The 22,539-nt window shown below is 61.0% G+C and carries 20 protein-coding genes and 1 riboswitch; of the genes, 3 read left to right on the top strand and 17 right to left on the bottom strand.

Annotated features, from left to right (window positions below):
- Positions 1–3 precede the first annotated feature (3 nt).
- The gene (locus tag CO670_RS19315) at positions 4–954 is read right to left on the bottom strand and encodes an ABC transporter substrate-binding protein (protein ID WP_245425897.1); all 951 of its coding nucleotides are present in this window, start codon (positions 952–954) and stop codon (positions 4–6) included.
- A gap of 247 nt (positions 955–1,201) precedes the next feature.
- On the opposite strand from CO670_RS19315, the gene CO670_RS19310 reads away from it, so the two are divergent.
- Entirely contained in the window at positions 1,202–2,152 is a 951-nt protein-coding gene (locus tag CO670_RS19310) for a LysR family transcriptional regulator (RefSeq protein WP_097591720.1), read from the top strand.
- A 20-nt stretch (positions 2,153–2,172) separates the two neighbouring features.
- Here the strand turns inward: CO670_RS19310 and CO670_RS19305 are convergent, their stop codons facing one another.
- The 9 genes from CO670_RS19305 to CO670_RS33030 form a co-directional block, all read right to left on the bottom strand.
- Positions 2,173–2,970 carry a creatininase family protein gene (locus tag CO670_RS19305; protein WP_097591719.1) on the bottom strand — a complete coding sequence of 266 codons (798 nt, stop codon included), beginning with the start codon at positions 2,968–2,970 and terminating at the stop codon, positions 2,173–2,175.
- A 185-nt stretch (positions 2,971–3,155) separates the two neighbouring features.
- On the bottom strand, positions 3,156–4,967 hold the full coding sequence (atzF, locus tag CO670_RS19300; RefSeq protein ID WP_097591718.1) for an allophanate hydrolase: 1,812 nt from the start codon (positions 4,965–4,967) through the stop codon (positions 3,156–3,158).
- On the bottom strand, positions 4,967–8,506 hold the full coding sequence (gene uca / locus CO670_RS19295; RefSeq protein ID WP_097591717.1) for an urea carboxylase: 3,540 nt from the start codon (positions 8,504–8,506) through the stop codon (positions 4,967–4,969). The genes atzF and uca overlap by 1 nt, the downstream gene beginning before the upstream one ends.
- Before the next feature lie 2 nt (positions 8,507–8,508).
- On the bottom strand, positions 8,509–9,159 hold the full coding sequence (locus CO670_RS19290) for an urea amidolyase associated protein UAAP2 (protein ID WP_097591716.1): 651 nt from the start codon (positions 9,157–9,159) through the stop codon (positions 8,509–8,511).
- Between the two features lie 10 nt (positions 9,160–9,169).
- Positions 9,170–9,991 (bottom strand): urea amidolyase associated protein UAAP1, encoded by an 822-nt coding sequence (locus tag CO670_RS19285; protein ID WP_097591715.1) that lies wholly within the window; start codon positions 9,989–9,991, stop codon positions 9,170–9,172.
- Positions 9,988–10,812 (bottom strand): ABC transporter ATP-binding protein, encoded by an 825-nt coding sequence (locus CO670_RS19280; RefSeq protein ID WP_097591714.1) that lies wholly within the window; start codon positions 10,810–10,812, stop codon positions 9,988–9,990. The genes CO670_RS19285 and CO670_RS19280 overlap by 4 nt, the downstream gene beginning before the upstream one ends.
- The gene (locus CO670_RS19275) at positions 10,809–11,627 is read right to left on the bottom strand and encodes an ABC transporter permease subunit (RefSeq protein WP_097591713.1); all 819 of its coding nucleotides are present in this window, start codon (positions 11,625–11,627) and stop codon (positions 10,809–10,811) included. Before CO670_RS19275 ends, CO670_RS19280 begins: the two co-directional genes overlap by 4 nt.
- Before the next feature lie 58 nt (positions 11,628–11,685).
- Positions 11,686–12,759, bottom strand: coding sequence for a putative urea ABC transporter substrate-binding protein (locus CO670_RS19270; protein ID WP_097591712.1), 1,074 nt, complete (start codon positions 12,757–12,759; stop codon positions 11,686–11,688).
- Positions 12,760–12,833: 74 nt separating this feature from the next.
- A riboswitch (guanidine-I (ykkC/yxkD leader) is annotated at positions 12,834–12,948 on the bottom strand.
- A gap of 206 nt (positions 12,949–13,154) precedes the next feature.
- The gene (locus tag CO670_RS33030) at positions 13,155–13,325 is read right to left on the bottom strand and encodes a hypothetical protein (protein WP_176538981.1); all 171 of its coding nucleotides are present in this window, start codon (positions 13,323–13,325) and stop codon (positions 13,155–13,157) included.
- Positions 13,326–13,357: 32 nt separating this feature from the next.
- Between CO670_RS33030 and CO670_RS19265 the strand changes: the two genes are divergently transcribed.
- Positions 13,358–13,573 carry a LysR substrate-binding domain-containing protein gene (locus CO670_RS19265; RefSeq protein WP_097591711.1) on the top strand — a complete coding sequence of 72 codons (216 nt, stop codon included), beginning with the start codon at positions 13,358–13,360 and terminating at the stop codon, positions 13,571–13,573.
- A gap of 154 nt (positions 13,574–13,727) precedes the next feature.
- Here the strand turns inward: CO670_RS19265 and CO670_RS19260 are convergent, their stop codons facing one another.
- Complete coding sequence (locus tag CO670_RS19260; RefSeq protein ID WP_097591710.1) at positions 13,728–13,928, bottom strand: hypothetical protein; 201 nt, start codon at positions 13,926–13,928, stop codon at positions 13,728–13,730.
- Positions 13,929–14,563: 635 nt separating this feature from the next.
- Between CO670_RS19260 and CO670_RS19255 the strand changes: the two genes are divergently transcribed.
- Positions 14,564–15,712, top strand: a complete 1,149-nt coding sequence (locus CO670_RS19255; protein ID WP_097591709.1) for an AraC family transcriptional regulator — start codon at positions 14,564–14,566, stop codon at positions 15,710–15,712.
- Between the two features lie 26 nt (positions 15,713–15,738).
- On the opposite strand, the gene CO670_RS19250 is transcribed toward CO670_RS19255, so the two are convergent.
- The 6 genes from CO670_RS19250 to CO670_RS19225 are packed head-to-tail and all read right to left on the bottom strand — an operon-like array spanning position 15,739 to position 22,469.
- Positions 15,739–16,077: a hypothetical protein gene (locus CO670_RS19250; RefSeq protein WP_097591708.1), complete on the bottom strand. Its 339-nt coding sequence runs from the start codon at positions 16,075–16,077 to the stop codon at positions 15,739–15,741.
- A gap of 15 nt (positions 16,078–16,092) precedes the next feature.
- Complete coding sequence (locus tag CO670_RS19245; RefSeq protein ID WP_097591707.1) at positions 16,093–16,653, bottom strand: ATP-binding protein; 561 nt, start codon at positions 16,651–16,653, stop codon at positions 16,093–16,095.
- Between the two features lie 4 nt (positions 16,654–16,657).
- A complete protein-coding gene (locus CO670_RS19240) occupies positions 16,658–19,015 on the bottom strand; it encodes a SpoIIE family protein phosphatase (protein WP_097591706.1) in 2,358 nt (785 codons plus the stop codon).
- Positions 19,012–20,178, bottom strand: coding sequence for a class I SAM-dependent methyltransferase (locus CO670_RS19235; protein WP_097591705.1), 1,167 nt, complete (start codon positions 20,176–20,178; stop codon positions 19,012–19,014). The genes CO670_RS19240 and CO670_RS19235 overlap by 4 nt, the downstream gene beginning before the upstream one ends.
- On the bottom strand, positions 20,175–20,693 hold the full coding sequence (locus CO670_RS19230) for a ubiquinone biosynthesis methyltransferase UbiE (protein WP_245425896.1): 519 nt from the start codon (positions 20,691–20,693) through the stop codon (positions 20,175–20,177). The genes CO670_RS19235 and CO670_RS19230 overlap by 4 nt, the downstream gene beginning before the upstream one ends.
- A gap of 51 nt (positions 20,694–20,744) precedes the next feature.
- Entirely contained in the window at positions 20,745–22,469 is a 1,725-nt protein-coding gene (locus tag CO670_RS19225) for an EAL domain-containing protein (protein ID WP_097591704.1), read from the bottom strand.
- Positions 22,470–22,539: the final 70 nt, after the last annotated feature.

Here is a 22,539-nt window from a genome sequence, read left to right as displayed (position 1 = left end):
GGCTTACTTCTTCATCGCCATGCCGGTGCTCTTGCAGACGAATTTCGTCGTGAACGCCTTGGTGTAATCCGTCTCCGGCTTGAAGACCTTGATCGCGACCATCTCTTCGAAGAACGCCTTGTAATGTGCATCGGTGATGCAGCCGATGCCCTTGTCCAGGCTGTCGCCGGACTCGATGATGCCGTATTCCTTCATCTTGGCGATCGAATAGGCGATCTGACCATCCGTCATTTCAGGATTGTCCTTCTTGATCAGTTCGTTCGCCTTGCTGTTGTCGCCGTAGAGATAGTTGTACCAGCCTTCGATGGAGGCATCGACGAAGCGCTGAACCACATCCGGCTTGCTGTCGATCATCGTCTGCGTCGTGGTGATCATCGTCGAATAGGGAGAGTAGCCGTTGTCGGCGAGCAGGAAGACCTTCGGTTCGAAGCCGGCCTGCTTCTCAATCTCATAGGGCTCCGAGGTGAGGTAGCCTTGCTGCGCGGACTCCTTGTCCGCGAGGAACGGAGCCGGGCTGAAATTGTAGGGCTTGTATTGCTCGTCCTTGAAGCCTTTGAAATTCGCCTTCATCCATTCGAAATAGGTGAGGTAGCCGTCCTTGCCGAGAAACAGCGTCTTCAGCTTGGCGAGGTCCTCGAATTTCTCGATGCCGGCGTCCGGGTGGGCGATCAGCACCTGCGGATCCTTCTGGAAGATCGCCGCGACATCGACGAGCGGAATGCCCTGTTCGACGGCTGAGATTTCGCCCTGTGGGCCGCCCATGTAGAAGTCGATCTTGCCCGAGATCAAAAGCGCGCTGTTTGCCGCGTTCGGGCCGCCCTGCACGATGGTCACGTCGAGGCCGTGTTTCGCATAGGTGCCATCGGCGACCGCCTGGTAAAATCCGCCGTGTTCGGCCTGGGCCAGCCAGTTCGTGCCGTAACTTACCTTGTCGGCCGCATGGGCGGAGGCCATGGCGGCAAGCGCGCCGCCAAGACCGGCAAGTGCGGAAAGGCCCCAGTTCTTCAGTGCATCGGCCATGATCAGCGTTCCCCTTCTGAGCGCGGAACGCCCATCGCGACGTTCCATTTTCTTCATAGGAGCGGTTGCGTTGCTCTTTGAAAAGCATCAAATTTCGTGCGCAACGATGCCTTTTCGGCATCTCAGGGAAAGCTTGTGCCTAATTTGTGCGTCTGCTTTATTTTTATGCAACGAGGTTGCAATGCTGCATTCCAGAAAGCTTATCTACATCAATGAGATCGCCCGCACGGGCTCGATCCGCAAGGCGGCGGCGCGGTTGAACGTGGCGTCGTCGGCGATCAACCGGCAAATTCTTGCGCTGGAGGAGGAGATGGGCGCGCCACTCTTCGAGCGCCTGCCGCGCGGTCTGCGGCTGACGGCCGCCGGCGAACTCTGCATCGAACATATTCGCGAGGTGCTGAAGAATTACGAGCGGCTGGAGGGGCGCATCCGCAGCCTGAAGATGCAGCAGGCCGGCAAGGTCCGCATCGTCACCACGGTTGGCCTGGCGGCAGGTCCGCTGCCCGACATCATTGCCCGGTTCCAGTCGGAGCATCCGCGTGTCTTCATGCAGTTGCGCAACGACGCCGGTACGATGACGGTCAACCCGGTGATCTCAGGCGAGGTGGATATCGGCCTTGGCTTCAATATTCCGGCAACGCCCGGCATCCGCACGCTCGGCAATTTCGATATCCCGATTGGCGTCGTCCTACCACCCGGCCATCATTTGATCGGGTCCGGCCCGATCAACCTGGCGGATATCGTCCAGGAGCGCCTGGTGCTGGCGCAGCAAGGCACCAGCCTGCGCGATGTGATCAATCTGGCGCTCGCGCGCCTCGACGTGCATGTCGAGCCGGTGCTCGAAACCAATGCCTCGGAGATGCTGAAGAAGCTGGTCAAGTCGGGGGCGGGGCTGACGATCCTCAATCCGCTCGACGTCATCACCGAATGCCGCCAGGGCGAACTGGTCTTCCGGCCAATCGCGGAGCCGCATGCCCGCCACCAGCCGATGAAGCTTTTTGCCCGCGCCCGCGCGCCGCTCGATTCCGCGACCAGCCTCTTCGTCGAATATCTCCTGGCTGAACTCGCCGGCCTGGTGGAGGAATTGCAGGCCAAAGGCCACATCGCGGCGGAAAAAGCCGCAGCGATATGAGCCGCGCCGCGGCGGAGACCTTATCTAGAATAGAGATTGGAAAGCGGGTAGCGCTTCAGGTCATGGAGCAGTTCGATGAACCCGCTGACCTGGTGGCGGCAGATCGCTTCGCCCTTTTCGGCCGTGCCGAGCGACGCGTCGCCGACGACGCCGTTGGGATTGAGGTCGTGGGCGATCCAGGCGAGAGAATGCGGCGGCAGCGGCTGGATGTATTTCGATTGCCCGCGCATCCACTCCGCCTTCGAGGTGAAGTTCTCCGCCTTGTCCATCCGCACCAGGTCAGGCCGGAAATGGAGCATGAGCGAAGTTTCCACCTCGCCGCCGTGGATGCCGTATTTCAGCTCGTGTTCGCCGATCATCCCCTCCGGGTGGCCGAAGCGGCCCCATTGCGTGGAGACGACGGCCATCTGGTGACGCACGCGCAGTTCGCGCGCGACGATGCTCATGATGTCGACGTTGCCGCCATGCGAATTGACGATCACCATCTTGCGGATGCCGGCTTCGGCCACCTTGGCGCCGATCGCCGTCCAGACCGGAATCAAGAGTTCCGCGCTGAGCGACAGCGTTCCCGGCCCATAAACATGTTCATTCGCCTTGCCGATCTCCTGCGTCGGCAGAACAAGGAAATCGAGATCGGCGGGCTTCTGCTTTCGAAGCTCCGCCAGCATGCCGTTGGCAATCGCAACATCGGTCGCGATCGGCAGGTGCGGACCGTGCTGTTCCGTAGAGGCGATCGGAAGGATGGCAATGGTCGTGTCGGGCGAAAGGCCGGCGAAATCGCCGGTATTGAGTTCGTTCCAGTAGAATGGCATCGCCATCGCCGCACCTCTCGTTGCTTTCAAGCAGTGAGTAGGGAAAATTATTGCGCGCGAAAAGCATCAATTTGCGGCCGGACCGATGCCTTTTTGAGGCTTGTTCGCCGAGATCGCGCAGGTTCTGGCGATGAGACCTCTTAGAAGGAGCTGCGCTGCCTTTGACAGAAATCCTTGCATTCTCTCTCCCTTCACGCCGCCGGACTGATTGAGCGAACATAGTTGCGCCAGCCGCCGAATTCGGTGATCTCCCGGCCGCCCGCGACCGCATGCGCCTCACACAAGAATCCCGTGATGCAACTCGCGTCGTCGAGCGTGATCTTGCCGACGCCGAGCGGCGCCGGAATGTTCTGGACAAACTGAGCGAATGCGGCCGGTGGCAGCGCCCAGACCTCGATCTCCACGCCATCGCCGGCAAAGCCCGGATCGCGCACCAGCCCGGGCTTGGGCGGGATCGTGCCGCTGAGGGCGAAGAGGCGGTAGCTGCCATCCGTTCGCCCTGTTCTCAACTTGTATCCACCCGTCCGCGTCAGCTCATGGTTCAGCGGCATGTCAGTCAGATGTGCACCGACGACGACGATCGGGACGAAGTCGTCGGCCGGGGTCGGAACGCGGCTTGATTCCGGCAGCGCGATGTTGCGGTCCTTGCCCATTCCGGCCTCCGCCGCGCGGTGCAGGGCGTCGGCAAAGGGCGCCAGCGCATCGTCGGTGAAGGCGGGTCCGACCAGCATCACGCCTGCGGGCAGATGACCGTCTGCGTCAAAGCCGGCGGGAATGGCGATCGCCGCGCAATCGAGCAGGTTGGCAAAATTGGTATAGCGGCCGAAATGGCTGTTCTTGACGATCGGGTCCGCCTGCATTTCTTCGACGCTGTAGGTCGTCGGGGATGTCGGCAGCATCAGGAAATCCACCTTCTCCCATTCGGCTCTTGTTTTCTGCCGCAATGCTTCCAGCTTGTAGCGGCCCTCGAAGGCGTCGACGGCATCGTAGGCCTTTGCCCCTTCGATGATGGCTCGCACCGTCGGGTCGAAGTCGCCTTCATTCGTTGCCAGGAATTCCTTGACCGCCGCCAGCCGCTCGGCAACCCAGGGGCCGTTGTAGAGCAGTTCGGCCGCCTGCCGGAATGGCGCGTAGTCGAAAGGCACGATCACCGCACCCAGCGACCGCGCCCTTTCGATTGCCGCGTCATAGAGAGCCTCCACGTCCCTGTTGCCGTAAAATTCCCGTTCCGCGCTGTCGAGGACGCCGATGCGCGGGCGCGTCGTGGGCAGGCTTGCGGGTGTGGCTTGCCGTGAAAACGGATCGCGGGCGTCGTAGCCTTCCATGATCTGGCGGATGGCGATGCCGTCGCCGACCGTCGCGGCGAAGACGGTGACGACGTCGACGCTGCGGCAGGCCGGCACCACGCCGACATTGGGCACCAGCCCCGGCGTCGGCTTGATGCCGACGAGATTGTTGAAAGCGGCCGGCACGCGGCCGGAACCGGCCGTGTCGGTTCCGAGCGAGAAGCTTGCCAGACCGGCCGCCACCGCGACGGCCGAACCCGAGCTGGAGCCGCCGGAGACATAGTTGCGGTCGAAAACCGAACGCGGCGCGCCATGCGGCGAGCGCGTGCCGTTCAGCCCCGTTGCGAACTGGTCGAGATTGGTCTTGCCGATTACCATGGCGCCGGCAGCCCGCAAGCGCGCGACCGTTGCCGCGTCCGCCTGCGGGTGATAGGCGAAAGCCGGGCAGGCAGCCGTCGTCGGCAGGCCGGCGACGTCGATATTGTCCTTGACGGCGAAGGGAATGCCCCAGAGCGGCAGGCTGTTCGGTTCGGGCGCGCGGGCCACCAGCTCGCGGGCACCGGCGCGCAATTCCTCTTCGGGCGTCATCGTGATGAAGATGGCCGGATCGTCTGACGCGCTGCATCTCGCGATGATCTCGTCCACCAGCTCGAGCGGGGAAAGGCCCGCCGCATAGGCGGACCGCAGCGAGGCAAGATCGAGAATGGTGGGGAGCATCAGATTTCCTCCAGAATGACCAGCACATCGCCGGCTTTGACATTGCGACCAGGGCCGGCGCGCAGATCGCGGACGCGGCCGCCGGCATGTGCGGTGACGTTTATTTCCATCTTCATGGATTCGATGATGGCCAATGTGTCGCCGGCGGCCACCGGCTGCCCCTCTTCGACGAGGATCTTCCAGACGTTGCCCGGCACGGCGCTTTCGACACCGAAGCAACCCTGCGGTATCTCGCCGGCAAGGCTGGCGCCGGCGCCTTCATCGACGGTGAAGCTGTCGAGGCCGAGTTCCTTCCAGCGTTGCCGCTCCGTTTCGAAGGCAGCCTGCTGCTTCGCTTTGAAGGCGCCTATGGCGGCTGCCTCGCGGGCAAGCCCGGCCTCATAGGCGGCATAGGAGAACTCGCTTTCGTCTATCCTGACCGGATATCCTCCGTGCGGAAAGGCGGCGCGGGCTTCGGTCAGCTCTTCGTGGCTGACGGGGAAGAAGCGGATCTGATCGAAGAAGTCGAGCAGCCACGGCTTGTCCTTGGCAAACACCGGCGTCTGCCTCCATGTGTTCCAGACCTGGATGGTACGCCCGAAAAGCTGATAACCGCCAGGGCCTTCCATGCCGTAGATGCACATGTAGGCCCCGCCGATGCCAACGGCATTTTCCGGCGTCCAGGTGCGGGCCGGATTGTATTTTGTCGTCACCAGCCGATGGCGCGGATCGACCGGTGTCGCGACCGGTGCGCCGAGATAGACATCGCCGAGCCCAAGCACGAGATAGCTGGCGTCGAAGACGATATCGCGCACCGCCTGTTCATCGGGCAGGCCGTTGATGCGGCGGATGAACTCGATGTTATCAGGGCACCAGGGCGCGTTTGGCCGCACCAGTTCCTGATATTTGCGCATGGCGAGCTCGGCATCCGGATCATTCCAGGAAAGCGGCAGATGGACGATGCGGCTCGGCACCTTGACGTCTTGCGCGGCCGGCAGGCCCGCCTCGATCTCCGCCAGGAGGCCGAGCAGGCGCTTGCGGGTCAGCGCCGTGCCGTCATAGTGTATCTGCAGCGAACGGATGCCGGGCGTGAGATCGATGATCCCGGGCAGCCGGGCCTGCGATACGGCTTGCATCAGCAGGTGCACCCTCAGCCGCAGGGCGATGTCGAGCGTCATCGGTCCATACTCAACGAGCAGATTGTCGTCGCCCTGGCGGCGATAGACGACGGAGACCGGGCCGTCGTCGCGCTTGCCGATGATCGGCGAGCCCGCCTCCTCCCTTGCCCGATGCACGACTGGCCCGGCGACAGGATCTTCGGGCCGCACGGCGGGATGAAAGCGGATTCGGTCGCCAGGCTTGAACTGCCCCATCTTCCATTGCTCGTCACGGGCAATCACCGCCGGGCAGACGAAGCCGCCGAGGCTTGGCCCGTCGGGCCCGAGGATGATCGGCATGTCGCCCGTGAAGTCGATTGCGCCGATGGCGTAGGCATTGTCATGCAGGTTGGAGGGATGAAGGCCAGCCTCGCCGCCGTCGCTGCGCGCCCAATTCGGCGCGGGGCCGATAAGGCGCACCCCGGTGCGGGCGCTGTTGAAATGCACCTCATAGCTCGTCGAAAACAGCGTTTCTATGTCGCTGTCCTGAAAGAAATCCGGCGACCCATGCGGACCGTAGACAACACCGACATCCCATTCGCGCGTCAGTTCCGCAGGCTCCGTCGCCGGCATCGGCGGCTCGGCCGCGGTCTTGCGGGCAAGATGCAGAACGTGGCCGGTCTTCAGCGTGCCGGTGGCGTTGCCGCCGAACTGGCCGAGGCCGAAGGTGGCGCGCGAGCCAAGGACGAGCGGGGCGGCGAAACCGCCTGCGACGGCGAGGTATGCGCGCTGCCCCGGTCCATCGATGCTGCCGATCGAGAGGATCTGACCGGCGCGGATCATCACGGCCACGTCATGCGACAGTGTCTCGCCGTCGACGCTCATCGCCATTCTGGCGCCGGCAAGCGCGACCACCATATCGGTGTGGAACTTCAGCACCGGGCCGGACACCGTCAGCTCCAGTGCTGCAAGCGTGTCGCCATTGCCGACGAGGCGATTGGCGTGGCGGAAGGAGCGCTCGTCCATCGGGCCGCTTGGCGGTACGCCGACATGCCAGAGGCCAAGCCGGCCCGGCAGTTCCTGAATGCTCGATTGGGCGCCGGGCGCGATCACCTCGATGACGTCAGGCACGAAGGAAAAATCGCGCAGCGCCGTCGTCGCCACCTTGCCGCCGGCGAGGAGTTCGGAGCCGGCAATGGCGCTAAGATAATCGAGATTGGTCTCGATCCCTGATATCGATGTTTCGGCAAGTGCCTTCTTCAGCTTTTCGATCGCCGTCGGGCGGTCTTCGGCGGAGACGATCACCTTGGCAAGCATCGGGTCGTAGAAGGGCGTCACCTCCGTGCCGGTTTCGATCCAGCCGTCGATGCGCGCGTCCTCGGGAAAGACGACCTCCGTGAGCAGCCCAGCGCTCGGGCGGAAGTCGGCATGCGGCATCTCGGCATAGACGCGCACTTCGATCGCTGCACCTTTCGTCTCTAGTGTTTTGGCGCCGGAGAGCACGTCTTCGCCCGCGGCCTGGCGGATCATCCATTCGACGAGGTCGATGCCGAACACGGCTTCCGTGACGGGATGCTCGACCTGAAGACGCGTGTTGACCTCCAGGAAATAGAATTCCTCGCGCAGCGGATCGTAGATGAATTCTACCGTGCCTGCCGATTCATAGGAAACCGAAGCGCCGAGATCGACGGCTGCCTTGTGCAGGCGGCCACGAGTTGCGGCTGAAAGACCGGGGGCAGGGGTCTCCTCGACCACCTTCTGGTTTCGCCGCTGCAGCGAGCAGTCCCGCTCGCCGAGCGCAATGACGCTGCCTCTGCCGTCGCCGAAGATCTGCACCTCGACATGCCGGGCCTCCGCCACGAAGCGCTCTATGTAGACGCGTGCGTCGCCGAAGCTTGCGCGCGCCGTACGCTGCACGCTCTCGAACGACGCCTTCAGGCTTGCCGGATCGGCGCAGAGCTGCATGCCGATGCCGCCGCCGCCGGCCGTGCTCTTCAGCATCACCGGGTAGCCGATCGCTTCCGCTGCGGAAAGCGCTTCCTCGGCGCTCGACAGCAGGCCCGTACCGGGCAGAAGCGGTACGCCGCTCGCCTTGGCGAGTTCGCGGGCCGTATGTTTCAAGCCGAAGGCCGATAAATGCTCCGGCCGAGGGCCGATGAAGGCGATGCGTTCGGCGGCAAGCCGCTCGGCAAAACCGATATTTTCGGAGAGGAAGCCATAGCCGGGATGGACGGCTTCCGCTCCCGTCGCCCTGCACGCGGCGATGACGGCATCGACATTCAGGTAACTTTCGCCGGCCGGCGGCGGGCCGAGACGGACGGCTTCGTCGGCCATCATCACCGCTTTGGCGAAACGGTCGGCATCGGAATAGACGGCGACCGAGGCAATGCCCATGCGCTGCAGCGTCTTGATGACCCGCACGGCGATTTCGCCGCGGTTCGCGATCAGGATTTTCTTGAACATGATCAGGCCTCGCCATCCCAGATCAGCACCCGGATCGGCGTCGGATCGAAGCCGTTGCACGGGTTGTTGATCTGCGGGCAATTGGAGATGACGCAGAGCACATCCATCTCGGCGACGAGTTCGACGTAATCCCCGGCTTCGGAAATACCGTCGACGATCGTCATCTCGCCGGTCGGCTGGATCGGCACGTTCATGAAGAAGTTGATGTTTGGCACGATATCGCGCTTACCCATGCCGTGCTTCGAAACTTCGAGCAGGAAGTTGTCGCGGCAGGCATGCAGGTATTTCGTGCCGTGGCCGAAGCGCACCGTATTGCTCTCGCAGGAGCAGGCGCCGGCCGAGGTGTCGTGGCGGCCGCAGCTGTCGGCCGTCATGGTCAGCATGACATTGCCTTCACTCGACATGATCTTCGTGCCGATGCCGACATAGGCGGCGCCCTGCATGCGCATCGTGTCCTGGTTGGAATAGCGCTCGGAGAAATTATCGGCGCGATAGAAAAGCGTGTCGATCGCCTGTTGGCCGTAGCTATCCTCGATGCGGATGATCTGGCCCTTGCGCACGATGCCGGACCACGGCGCTTCGGCTGCAATGAAGTGATCCTGCGCGGCATTTTCCGCGGCGCGGGCAGGGGAGGTCTGGATGAAATCGGACATCGTCTTCTCCTCAGGCCTGCATCAAGGCGTTGTTTTCGAAACCGCGCACCGCTTCGGCAGTTGCCGTGCGGCAAAGATCGTCCGCAGCCGGGACTGCAGCCTTGTAGCGTGTGATGACAACAGGTTTCGGTTGGTAGGTCGGATTCGGATCGAGCGGATGCGGGCAATTGGAAAAGCCGACCAGCATGTCCATCTCGGCGCGCAGTTCGACATAATCGCCGCTGTTGGAACGCTTGGCCTGCCAGCCGAAGCCGCGGGCCTCGGCAAGGCGCACGGGCGCGAAGAGATTGAGGATGCCGGGAATATCGCGACGGGTAAGACCGAGCTTGCCGGCGACGAGGACCAGGTTGTCGCGGGTGTTGCGCGTCTTCTCGCCCGGATATTTCGCCGCGTTCGAGGCAGCGGTCGAGCCGCCCATCAGGCAGTCATGAGCGCCGGAACTGTCCTCGATCATCGAGAACATGACGCGGCCCATGTCGGAGAAGATCACGCGGCCCTTGCCGAGCGCCGTCGTCCACTGGACCTTTGCGGTATCGACGAGATTGATCCGTTCACTGGTATCGGCGGCGCTCCAGGCGACGAGTGCGACGGTGGAATTGCCCTCCGCCTGATCGATGCGGATCGCCTCGCCGCGCGAGACTTTCGTCGACCAATACCAGCCACCGGGGACGGTTTCCTGGTGGATGACGGCGGCGGCGTCGATGGCCGGCGCCGGCAAGGGGCTGGGGCCGGGCAGCGCCTTGGGGGCGAATTCCAGCCCCTTCTTCTGATGCTCCTCATAGCGCGCGCGGTTGGCGGCGATTTCTTCGGGTGAGCGTCCCACATGCATCATTGCATCTCTCCTGACGGTGCCAGGTCGTCCCGGCTGTGCCCCAGGGAAGCGACCGGGCCGTCCCGGTCGGGGCTGAAGATCGACGGCTGGCCGGCAAGGCGCGGCGGCCAGATGGAAATATCCTTGGTGATGGTGGCGCCGTAGCGTTCCCGTTCCTCCGGCCGGTTGCGGCGGCGTTCGAAAGCCACGACGCGGTTGGCAAGCGTGAAGGCTTCGCGCATGTCATGCGTGACCATGACGACGGTCATCTGCGTTTCGTGCCAGAGCCGCTTCATCAGCGTGTGGATCTCGGCGCGAATGCCCGGATCGAGCGCGCCGAAGGGCTCGTCGAGCAGCAGCACTTTCGGTTTCATGATCAGCGCCTGGGCGAGCGCAAGGCGCTGCTGCATGCCGCCCGACAGCTGGGCCGGATATTTGCCTTCGGAACCGGCAAGGCCGACCTCGGCGATCAGCCGGCGCGCTTCCTCGAGCGCGTTGCGGCGGGCCGCGCCGAAGAGCCTGGCCCTGTAGCGCGCGGCGGAAAATTCCCTGCCGAGCAGCACATTGCCGAGCACGGTCAGATGCGGGAAGACGGAGTAACGCTGGAAGACGACACCGCGATCCGGCCCCGGCTCCGGCGGCAGAGGCGCGCCGTCGAGCAGGATCTTGCCCTTCGTCGGCTGCTCCTGGCCGAGCAGCATGCGCAGAAACGTCGTCTTGCCGCAGCCGGAGGGGCCGACGAGGGCGACGAAGGCGCGCGAAGCGACGGTGAGCGACACGTCTTCCAATACGATCTGGTCGCCATATTCCTTCCAGACCCGTTCGATCTTCAGTTCGCTCATGCCTGCTTCTCCAGCTCCGACCAAGGGAAGACGGCGATCCGCAAGCGGTCGAGCAGGGCGTTCATGACCACGGCAAGCAACGTGATCCAGATGACATAGGGAAAGATGATATCCATCGAGAGATAGCGGCGAACGAGGAAGATACGGTAGCCGAGGCCGGAATCCGACGAGATCGCTTCGGCGGCGATCAGGAACAGCCAGGCGGGGCCGAGCTGCAGCCGGAGGCATGTGATCAGCCGCGGCAGGATCTGCGGCAGCACGATACGCAGGCCGATCTGCCAGGAGGAGCCGCCAAGCGTTTCAGCCTTGACGATCTGTTCGCGGGGCAGCTCCAGCGCCTTCAATGCCAGGTCCCGGATCATCGTCGGCGCAACGCCGATAACGATGAGGGCGATCTTCGAGGTTTCGCCGAGCCCCATGACAATGAAGAGGATCGGCAAAAGCGCGAGTGGCGGCACCATGGAGATCACGGCGATGAAAGGGGCGAGCAGCGCGCGGAGATAAGGGAGCATGCCGATCAGCATGCCGATGAGAAGCGCGATCGCCGTCGAGATGCCGAGGCCGGAGAGCAGCCGGATCAGGCTTGCTCCGGTATCCGACCAGAGCAGATATTCACCCGTGCGCTGGTCGGCAACGAAAGCAAGACGGTTGATCGCATCGGCGAAGCCCGCGAGGCTCGGCAGAAGCTTGTCATTGGCGTTTTCCGCCAGTCGCGCTGCCGAGCCGAAGGCATAGGCAAAAGCGAGCAGCACGAAGGGCAGCAGCGTCAAGGCAAGCTGCGCACCTCGGCTCGGCCTCGTGTTGATCCAACGCATGGGAAAATGCTCCGCTGGGAAAGGGGAGGAGGCGCGGCCGAACCGCGCCCCGTTGTGATCAGAGCGAGGCGTCGGCCGCTGCCTTCATGTAGGTCTCGGTGAAGCGGAGCTTCACATTGGCGGCATCGCCCAGCACCTTGCCGTCCGGCATTTCGATGCCGATGACGTCGGCAGACGGCGCGCCATTGCCGAGCAGGCCCTTCTCGAAGAGGAAGCCGCGGACGAGATCCATGGTCTTCGGCAGGCTGGGCGAGGCGGTAAAGGCAACGGCTTCGGCCGGTTTGTCGAAGAGCTTAGTCGCGGCGAGCTGCGCCTCGAAGCCGGCAAGGTCGGTGCCGGATGCTGCGCCCATGGCTTCGCGGGCGGCTTTACCTTCGGCGGTATCGGCCCGCAGCAGCGCTGATGTCTCGTACCAGATGCCGGCGAGGGCCTTGCCGAAGTTCGGATTGTCCTTCAGCACATCGGTATTGGCGACCATCAGGTCGATGATCTCGCCCGGGACCTGCGAACTGTCGAAAACCTTCTTGGCGCTGGGATCCTCCAGAACGGTGGAGACGAGTGGATTCCAGGTGACGACGGCGCTGACATCGGGCGTCTTGTAGGCGGCGACCATGTCGGCATCTGATGTATTGACCACCTTCACGTCGCGCTCGCTCAGCTTGATGCTTTCAAGCGCACGGGCGAGCAGATAGTGCGAGACGGAAAACTCGACGAGATTGACGTTCTGGCCCTTGATGTCGCCAAGGCTCGCCTTGTCCTTCAGGATGACGGCGTCATTGCCGTTCGAAAAGTCGCCGACGATGACGGCCGTCGTGTCGACCCCGCCGGCGGCCGGGATCGAGAGGCCGTCCATATTGGTGAGCGTCACGGCATCGAAGGCGCCCGCCGTATACTGGTTCATCGACTCGACGTAGTCGTTGAACTGGGTGACTTCGATGTTGATGCCGTATTTATCGGCCCATTTCTTGACGATGCCGTGATCGGCGGCATAGCCCCACGGCATCCAGCCGACATAGATCGACCATGCGACCTTGAAGCTGGTTTTCGGCGCCGCGGCGACGGGAGAGCCGAACCCGAAAGCCAACGATACCGAAAGGGCCGCTACGGAAAGAATCTTCGAAAAAGTCTGCATAGAAATTCCCCTTTTTGCTTTTTCAAAAAGGGATCGGCAAAGACCATCGCGCCGCCAATCCCTTGGCTTACGAGGTCTCCCGGGCTTTTATCCCGCCGTGCATCCGGTGGGATTTCTCCCCCAGCCGGTGGTGGCTCTCGGACCAGCACGCTCCCGAAGAGGAACGCCGGAACCCTAGCCACCAACTCATAAATCACGAAGCAAGCCGTATGCCAGATCGTAAGCTATTGATTTATCTGGTACGATGATTGCCGGCATGCTTTCGAATTCGTTGGCAAATGCATTTGCGCGAAAATTGGGCAGTCTTTGATAAAGGGATCGCCAGGCGCAGCTATCCTTGAGGCGTCGTCCGATGTCTATGATTGGAACGCTCGCAAACCAAAGTAGCCCGGCTGTCAAAGGTCACGCAGATTGGACCAGAACCGCTCCTGAGCCGCCGAGCCGATGCCCTGCCGGCGGATGGCGAGGACGTTCAATCTGATTTGCGCGGGTTGCCTGTCGACGATGCGGAGTTCCTTTCGCTCGATCTTGCGGAGCGCGGTGCTTTCCGGATGCGCCGAACCCAAGAACGATCCGTCATCTCGATCATCATTTTTTTATGGTGGAAGCGGCGCGGGGAGGGCTGGGTGTTGCGCTCGCCCAGCGAGCGATCGTGGAGAGTGACGTGGCAAGCCATCGGCTGCAGGTGCCATTTGCCTTGACGTCGGATGGAACGGACTACGGTCTGATCCATCCGAAAGCATTGCCGCTTTCAAATGATCTTGTGGTATTGCGCGACTGGCTGCTCGCGACTTCGTATTCTGACGGCAGCTAGATCCGCTCTGGCGCGTGCACGGATCAGGTCCCTTTGAGACACCGCGAGCATTGCGAGGATGCGGAACACTGTTCGCCCCAAAGCCGCTACCTCGGGGCTTGCTGCTTTCCTGCCGCACGGCTTTCCGCATAGCTGGCGGCATGCCATCGGCCTATCAATGCGATCGAGGCTTTTTGTTCGCGATGAGCATGACGAGGTCTTCGGAGGCGTCTGCGAGCGCCAGCGCCAGTTCCTCTGCGAGCCAGCCGCGTTTCTGCAAATTCACGAGCATTTCCACCATGGCGATTTCGACTGCGCTTCTGCAGCTCGAAGCCGGGTTCAATTCGATCTGGTTCTCGTTGTTTATGGTGGTCATCTTAGCCTCCGTTCTGCCACATGAAATACGCCGAAGCGTGAAATAGGTAAGGGTTGCGTGCAAGCCGTGGCTCATTACGCATTGACACAGATGGCGCCCCAGCTGCGCGCAACCCCTTGCTCCACCGTCACCCGCCCATCCGGCATCAGGAGCGCCTTTCATAAAATGCGATCGGGCGAAACTCGCATTACTGGTGACAAGAATTCTTCTTCGGGTCTTGTCGAGAAGAATTCAATCGTAGGCCGAAAGTGGCCCGAAGTTCGCAGCAATATCCCTCGGATAGTCACGACTATCCTCTCGTGCTCGCCATGTTTTTTGAATTAGTGTCGCTTCACACTTGAAAGTGCTCTGCAACTACGTTGCGTCGCCACATGAGATATTGCGAAAGCTTCGAACTGCTCTGGCCTCAACCATTGCTTATTTAGATACAGGATCAGCACGCATTTGTCGTTATCCGCGCATCCCGTAAATTATCAATTCGTACATTTCTGCTCGGATTAGAATATGATAGATGATTTATACACGTAGCGTTGCGGCCGATTCAGATGGAACGGCGCGGAGGTTTCAGCCTCGCGAGAACGTTTGTTTTGCTCTCAATTTCAAAAGCCCGGATCGGCATACGCTGGAGGGATTGGATGAGTAAGGAGTCCGGATCTGGGGATGACCTTTCCGCGGGACAGGAATGGTCGGCCCAAAGCGAGCGGCGGCGGTGGCCACGCGAACCTGCCGTACAAAAGGAACAGCGCCTCGATGTTCCGCCTGCGCTGGAGCCCTTGCGTTTCTCGACGCAGGATCTGCCGCTGAAGGAGCAGTTCCAGGCCTGGCGCGCGCATATGGCGCCGCTCGTGGATGTCCGTCTACCGGGCACAAACTCCCCGGATGACGGCTTTCTTGCCGAACAGGTCGGTTGGCGTCTCGGCGACGTCCTCATCATTCAGCAGCGCGCGCCGGCATACAGTTTCATCCGCGATCAAACCATGCTGCGCTCGAGCCCCATCGACCACTGGAACGTCGGCCTGTTTCGCAGCGGCCGGGCCTGGACCGAGGTTAACCGTCGCGTCACGGAGGTCGGTCCCGGCGAGGCGCTTTTCACGTCTCTCGGTCATCCCTACCGCGGACGAATGATTGATTCCGTCGCCGTGCTTGTTTTCTTGCCCTATGAATTGCTGGCTGCGAATGCGAGCCTTCTCCAGGGGGCCAACAACACGGTTCTGTCCGGCAGCCTGGCCGAATTGCTCATAAGCTATATGACTGGCCTGGAGGCGAATCTGAGCAGTCTGACCGCCGGGGAGGTGCCGCGGGTCGTACAAACGATCTCCGATATGGTCGTCGCATGCGTCGCGTCGTCCACAAGGCCGGATACGGGTCAGATCCCGACCGGCATGGGCATGATGGAGCGGGCGCACCGCTACATTCATCTCAACCTCCATTCGGACGATTTGACGCCCGACGCGATGTGCCGTGCGTTGGGCATCTCGCGCACGCGGCTCTATCAATTGTTCGAAGCGAGCGGGGGCGTCTTCAACTACATTCGCAAACGCCGATTGCTGCAGGCATATGCGGATCTCAGCAACCCGGCCGACAACAGGCAAATCTCCGAGATCGCGGAGGCCGCCGGCTTCAACGCCGCTGCCAACTTTACGCGTGCTTTCAGCCACGAATTCGGGCTCAGCCCACGTGACATAAGAAAAACCGTCGCAACTGAGCGCCCGGTCGTCCCGGCTGCGCTTCCCACGCCTCGTCGTGGCACCACGATCGGCGATTGGCTATCGCTTGCGCACTGATCCGGCGTTATGGCCGAGGCCGTTGCTCAGGCGAGTCTCAGATCCACACCCGGATATAGCTTCTTCAAATTCGGCAGGGATTTCGACTGCCAGGGATATTCCGAGCTGCCGCGTACCGTGAATTGGACATTCGGCTTGTTGCGCACTTCGATCGTCAGCTTCGCGAGCAGGTTGATCCCGGAAGAATTGAGAAATTGCAAGCCTGTAAGGTCGACGGTGACGCGATCCGGCGCGGCCTCCAGAATATTCATGACAAGGGAAAAGATCGGCGCATAGGCCTCCGTATTGGGCAGCCGCATGATCCCGTCGAAATAGATTTCCGTACCTTCCGACCAGACCTGATATTCTTCTTCCTTGATTTCCATACCCACCCTCTCTCGTCAATTCGAGGCATCTGGAACTGTGATAGACGCATAGGTTTCGAGCGGAATTCTGCCGTCCGGTTCTTCGGCTCCAAAAACCCATGCAAAGTGGGCGCCGTAGTCACTCATGAGGGTCAGAAGTCCGAGACCTGAGATGGTCGAATCCGCGTCTCTTGCATTCGCCTCTATCTTCTCGATGAGGAGCTCGCCCGGATCGCTGATGGTGATCTGCGACAGCAGATGCTGGAATTTCCGCGAGGCTTCCTCATCGACAAGATTGGAGACCTTCGCGCGAAAGACATTGTTCTCAACCGAAGCCTCCACGACGATCTCGCCGGCTGCGCGGAATTTGACCGCATTCTCGACAAGCTCGTTGGTGAGATAACCGACATTATGCCGGACTTCCCTGTAGAGGCTATGGGATGTGCGGTAGCGCAAGGCGACGAACTCGGCGACGAAATCCGAGGTGATCGCGCAATGCTTCCAACCAAGATCGAGGGGTCCCTCGAAAAGGCGCAGCCTCGTGATGTTTTCACCTGTTCCGATCGCCAGATCTTCCAGTCCATATAGGATCGTCATCCCTTCACCTGTGCCTCATAACCACGAGCGTGATGTCGTCATGGATCTTCTGCGTGCCGATATGCGCCATCAAATCCTCGAGGATCCCGACCTTCATGTCCTCGGCGCTCAAGCCGTAGCGCCGGCCGGCACTTTCGCAAAGCCGCTCGATGCCGAAGAGTTCACCGTTGTGATCCTCGGCCTCGGTGACGCCGTCGGTGTGCAGAATGATGATATCGTCACGGTCGAAGGATACCTCGCGTGTCGCCACGAACGACGAAATATCCGGTTCCAGCCCGATCGGCAGGCCGAGGTCGAGCGTGTCGATCCGCTCGACTTTTCCGAACTTGCGAACGACGATCAGCTCTTCGTGCTGACCCGACAGCGTCAGGCGCCTTCCGTCATAGTCCAGGAAGGCGAGGGAAAGGTGCTTGTTGGTGCTGGTCCGGACGAGGTTTTTATAAATCGCCCGGTTCACGCTGTTCAGAAACTGTGAGGGCTCCATGTCGCCGGCCTCCTGCAATGCCCGCGCGATCGACTGGACCATCAGCATCAGCACGCCGCTTTCCAGGCCGTGTCCCGTGACGTCACCGATGCCGATCTTCAGCCGCTTTCCATCCCTCAGGACATCGTAGTAGTCCCCTCCCACCTCGTCGGCCGGCCGCATGTAAGCAGCGATTTCCAGATCCGGAATTTCTTCCAATTCACCGGTCTTGGGCAGAACCATCATCTGGATTCGGCGCGCAACCGCAAGCTCCGCGCCGAGGCGCAGGTTTTCGCTGCGCAATTGCCTGTTCAAGGTGGAGATCTGCTGGTTCGCTGCCTCGATCTCCTGCGTTCTGTCCTCCACGAGCTGTTCGAGGTTCTCCGTGTGAAAACTGATCTGCTCAGCCATGCGGTTGAAGGCCAATCCAGCTTCTCCGACCTCATCGCGTGTCGGGATGTCCACCCGCACGGAATAGTCCTTCGCCTGGATGCGTTTGGCGGCTTCGGCGAGCGAGCTGATGCCTCGGGTGATGCGCTTCGATATGGCGAAAACGGCTGCGATGACAAAGCACAGCGACACCAGAAGCGCCAGGATCTGGTAGATCAGAATCCGGTTTGTCGCCTGTGAAATTCCGGCTTGGGCGGCAAACAGCGAAGCGTAGATCTCCCGCTCCGGCACGACGATGCCGAGCAGCATGGCTTCGCGTCCGACAGGGCCGGAAACCCAAAGATTGGTCGGCTGCAGCTGTTTCAAGACAACGAGGTAAGGAACCTTTTCGCCATTTTCATCCAGGAGAATATGGCGTAGCAGCCCATCCTCGCCCAGCGGCAGCTGCGCCACTTCCGGCTGCGTACTCCCCTTCAGCGAACGGTTCAGGCCCGTGACGCCTTCGCCGCCCTGATTGTTCGATGTACGCAATCCGATGATTTTCTCGCCGGTCGGATTGATGGCGACCACGTTTCCATCCGACATGGCCAGGAATCCGAAGCCGTTGTCGGCAACTTTAACGTTCTCGACGATTCCGGCCAGCTGGTCGAGCGTGATATCCGTTCCGGCGGCGCCGGCGACTTTCCTGCGGTCGGGAGACCAGAGCGGCTGGAAGAAGCTGACGATGAGCTTGCCGGTGATCGCATCGGTGTAGGGCGCCGTCTGGGTAATCTCGCTGCCGGCCAGGCGTTTTTCCTCGCCTCTGCCCCAACCCTCCCACGACTCGTAAAGTCCGGGAAAGAAAAAGGTCCAGAACTCCGCTCTATTGTGGCCGGGATAGAGCTTGTCGAAAGTCTGGGCCTGCTCCGTGTAGGGCGCCGTCCGGAAGATCGGACGCTCTTTCGGGCCGATATAATACATCTGAAGCTTGGACAGGCCGTCCGACAGCAGGCTCGGCGCGACCAGGTCGAGAACGGCACTGTTATCGATGTCCCTCTGGACTTCAGGCAAGGGGCGGTGATCAGGTCCCAGGAGATAACCCCAGATGCTGACGACGGATGGCGAGCCCGGCAGGTTCTGAGCCCATCCTCCTTTTTCATCGTAGACCACCGTGGCGCTTTCCGGAGAAGCAAGGGCCATGGCCTGGCCGATCTGGGTTTCTCTGGCGGGACGATCGATCTGTTCCTGAAGAACCCCGGCTAATGTGCTGACATCGGAGTGGACCTGGCTGAGCAGCAGGTTGACATGTTCCGCGGTTGTTTCCGCGTAGGAGCGGATATAGCCCTGATTGGCCTCCTCCAGGCCCTGGCCGACCTCGGCGGTGGCATCACGAGAGAGCCTTTGCACGTTCCAAAGCGCGAGGCCCCCGGTCACCAGCAGGTCGAACAGCACGGCGCTGCCGACAACGAGGACGAACTTCGCGCGAAACGAGTTCAAGCCAAAACGTGCAATGTGTCGATCTGCCTTCATGATGGCTTGCGTCCGGACGCCGCCCAGATTGGCCAGCCAGCATAGCCTTTTGGATGAAGGGCCGCAAAAATATGGTCCCGGAAACCCTGGCGGAAACGTTCTATGAAATCGGATGAATCGCCGCGCCTGACAGCCATCTCTCCGGCATAAACATTTTCCCAGGCCGAGATGACGTCGGCAAAATCCTGCGGGTCGCCATCGAGATTGGTGACCATGAAAGACTCGACGAGAATATTGTCAAAGCCGGCGTCGGTGAGATATCGGCGGCTTTTCGGGCCGAGTTCCACGTCCATTTCGAAGTGGCTGAACAGCTTTGCCACCTCATTATAGGTCCATTGGATGCTCTGTGAGCGGGGTTCTCCGAGGCAGTGCGAATTTTTCTCGTTGGTGATGTATACCCGCCCGCCCGGCTTGCAGATCCGGAAGAGCTCTTTGAGAAGCATGTCCGGCCGATTGAATATCTGGAGCGAATGCCGGCAAGTCACCAGGTCGAACTGGTTGCCTTCGAGCAGCATTTCGGAGGCGTCGCCGTAGGTATATTCGATATCGGCCACATCGAAGCTGACGGCCATGTCGCGGGCATAGGCAAGGCTCGCTCTGGAATGGTCGAGGGCGACGATCCGGCTCGGCCGGAACTCCTTTTTGACAAGCATGGCGAAATCACCGATGCCGCAGCAGATATCGGCCATCGCAATCCCCGGCCGCATGCCGTGACGGGGTAGGATGGCGCGCTCGTGGCGCCAGGTCATCTTGGTTTGCGTGCGCAATATCGGGATGAAGCTCGGATCCTCGACGAAGCTCTGTCCGGGGTAAAATTCGGAATCATAGACCTCCACCGTGACCCGCGGCTCGATGCTGCCGAGGTGCTTGAACATGCGTTCGGTCCAGCCGACGACGCTTGACGTCACCACCACGAAACGAAGGTCGGTCCTTGTCCGGCAGGTGTCCAGCACGACGCGGGCAAAGGCCTGAAACGCGGTGTTATTCATCTGAACAAGACGTTTTATATTGATGTAGAGAACGCCCCGGACATCATCGATCGCGTTCCTGAAGATGCAGAGGCTGGAGCCTATCTCATCGACGGAACGCGGGCGGATCACACCCGCCAGGAAGAATTCCTGGCTATTGGAGTCGAATTCCGCAAGGAAGGGTGCCGTGCTCAAAGTGTGCTTCCTTCAAGCGGCAGGTCGACGACCAGGGTTATGGATGCGGGGGCAGGCTCCTCCAGACGCAGGCGCGCATCGAAGTTGATTGCCAGATCGAGAAGAATGACTTCCCTGTTTGGCGCCTGGTCCATTGAAATGGCGCTGAGATAACGCGCGAGCGCATCTTTTTGACGGGTTCGCGATACTGCCTCGCGATAGAATTCCCGCTGTTCGGCAGGGCACGTGAAACTGAGCCTCACGCGTTCCGTCGCGTCGCGCCGATAGACCGCGCAGTCTATCGAACCCTGCGGGGAAGCGCCGCGGAATGATACTTCCAGCAGTTCGTTGAGGGCAAACGAGAAGAAATTCGAATGCCGAATAGGATCGGTGCGATTATGGCTGATCATCCGCGCCACGAAGGTCGACAGCTGATCGCAATGCTGCCAGTCGGAAAGAAATGTCGCCATGTCCATCTCGAACCGCAGGAGAGGCTTGAAGGCCGCTTCCGCTGACATGTCGCTGCCTGCCTGCATACCGTTTCGTCCTTCCTGTACCCGTTCCGAGGGAATTCAAGAACCCGATGCTCAAGCTCGCCGAGGATCCAAAGGCGGCATTGATCTGGAAATCGGGAAGTTTTCGAAGGGGACGGGCTGCATGCGCTTGCCGAGGAAAGCGCCGATCTCTTCGGCGGGCATCGGTTTGCCGAGGAAATATCCCTGCAGCCGGTCACATTTCGCTTTTTTGAGCCAGGCGGCCTGTTCCGAGGTTTCCACACCCTCGGCCGTGACGCTCATGCCGAGCCCGTGGGCGAGCGCAATGACGGAACGAACGATCGCCTGACTTTTGCTGTCGCTCTCCAGATCCTTGATGAAATACTGGTCGATCTTGATCGTATCGAAGGGGAAGTTTTTCAGATAGCTGAGCGAGGAATAATAGGTGCCGAAATCGTCGAGCGAAATCTGCACTCCCAGCACGTTTAACGTATTGAGCGTGTCGAGATTGTTGATCGTGCGCTCCAGCAGCACGGACTCGGTGATCTCGAGTTCAAGGCGGTCGGGGCGGATGCCGACGAGGTCCAGGGTTTGCGCAATGCGGTCGGTAAGGCCTGCGTGCAGAAACTCCGCCGGTGAGAGGTTGACGGCAACCGTAAAATGCGACGGCCACGACATCGCATCGCGGCAAGCCTGTTCAAGCGTCCATTGACCGATTTCGCTCATCAAGCCGTCCGTCTCGGCCATGGGAATGAAGATATTGGGCGGAATGATGCCAACGACGGGATGGCGCCATCGCAACAGCGCTTCAAAGCCGACGATCGAAAAGGGTGGCTGTACGAGCGGCTGGTATTCGATGAAGAACTGACCGTCTTTCAGAGCGGTTCGCAAACTGCGGCGCAACGTTTCCCGCTGTTCCAGGACCATGAGCATGGCGCGGTTGAACTTCCTTGCTCTGTGCCTGCCTTCCTCCTTGGCCGCATAGAGGGCGATGTCCGCCGCCTTCATGAGCTGCTCGAATTCGTTTCCATCCGATGGGGCAACGGCAATCCCGACGCTTGCGCCGACAAAGACATTGATGCCCTCGACCGTGAACGGCGCCCTGAAAGCGCCGACGAGCGCTTCTGCCAGGCGCTCCGCCTCGCGCGGCTGGTCGTTTCTTCGCTGAATGACGGCGAACTCGTCACCGGCCAGTCGATAAGCGAATTCCTGCTCGCCAAGCACGTTCCGGATGCGCTCGGCGGCCATTTTCAGAACGGTGTCGCCGGCGCCGTGGCCCAATGTGTCATTGACCGGTTTGAAATCGTCGAGGTCGATTTGCATGAGGGCAAACCTTACCCCCTTTGACACCGGCAGGGCGCTGCGCAGTTGATCACTGAATTGCCGCCGGTTCGGCAGTCCGGTCAAAACGTCGTGGGTCGCCTGGTGAAAAAGAAGCGCACGGTCGTTTTCAGCCGGATTATAGGTCCCGCGCAAGCTCGGCTTGCCGTCCGCCTCGACAACGCCCAGGCCGCGAGGGCTGCGGAAAACCGTCAGCGTGCGCTGATCTCCCGTCTTTGCATTTGCCACCTCGATGTTTCGCGGCAATCCACTCGAAAGCACGAATTCGACCGCAGATTTCGTCGAAGGGGCCAGGAGTTCGGGATAGACATGCCACAATGTGGCCTCGACCAGAGAATCAACGTCATAAGTTTGCCGATGCTTTGCCGAGCGCTCGGTAAGATGAAAGCTCTCGTCATAAAGGGAAACGAGCTCGTCGGTACCGGCAAGGAGATGAGTTTCGACAGATGCAGACTGTGTCGCGTCGCCGCCCGGCATCCTTTCCTCTCCTTCCAAAGAGTCCCTGTGAGATACCTGCCAATCCATCTGCGCCTGCTTGGTTCCGATC

The sequence above is a fragment of the Rhizobium sp. J15 genome (genome assembly GCF_002531825.1).
Classification (GTDB): domain Bacteria; phylum Pseudomonadota; class Alphaproteobacteria; order Rhizobiales; family Rhizobiaceae; genus Rhizobium.
The sequence above is the reverse complement of the archived record's forward strand: the minus strand, read 5'-3'. Positions and strand labels throughout refer to the sequence as shown.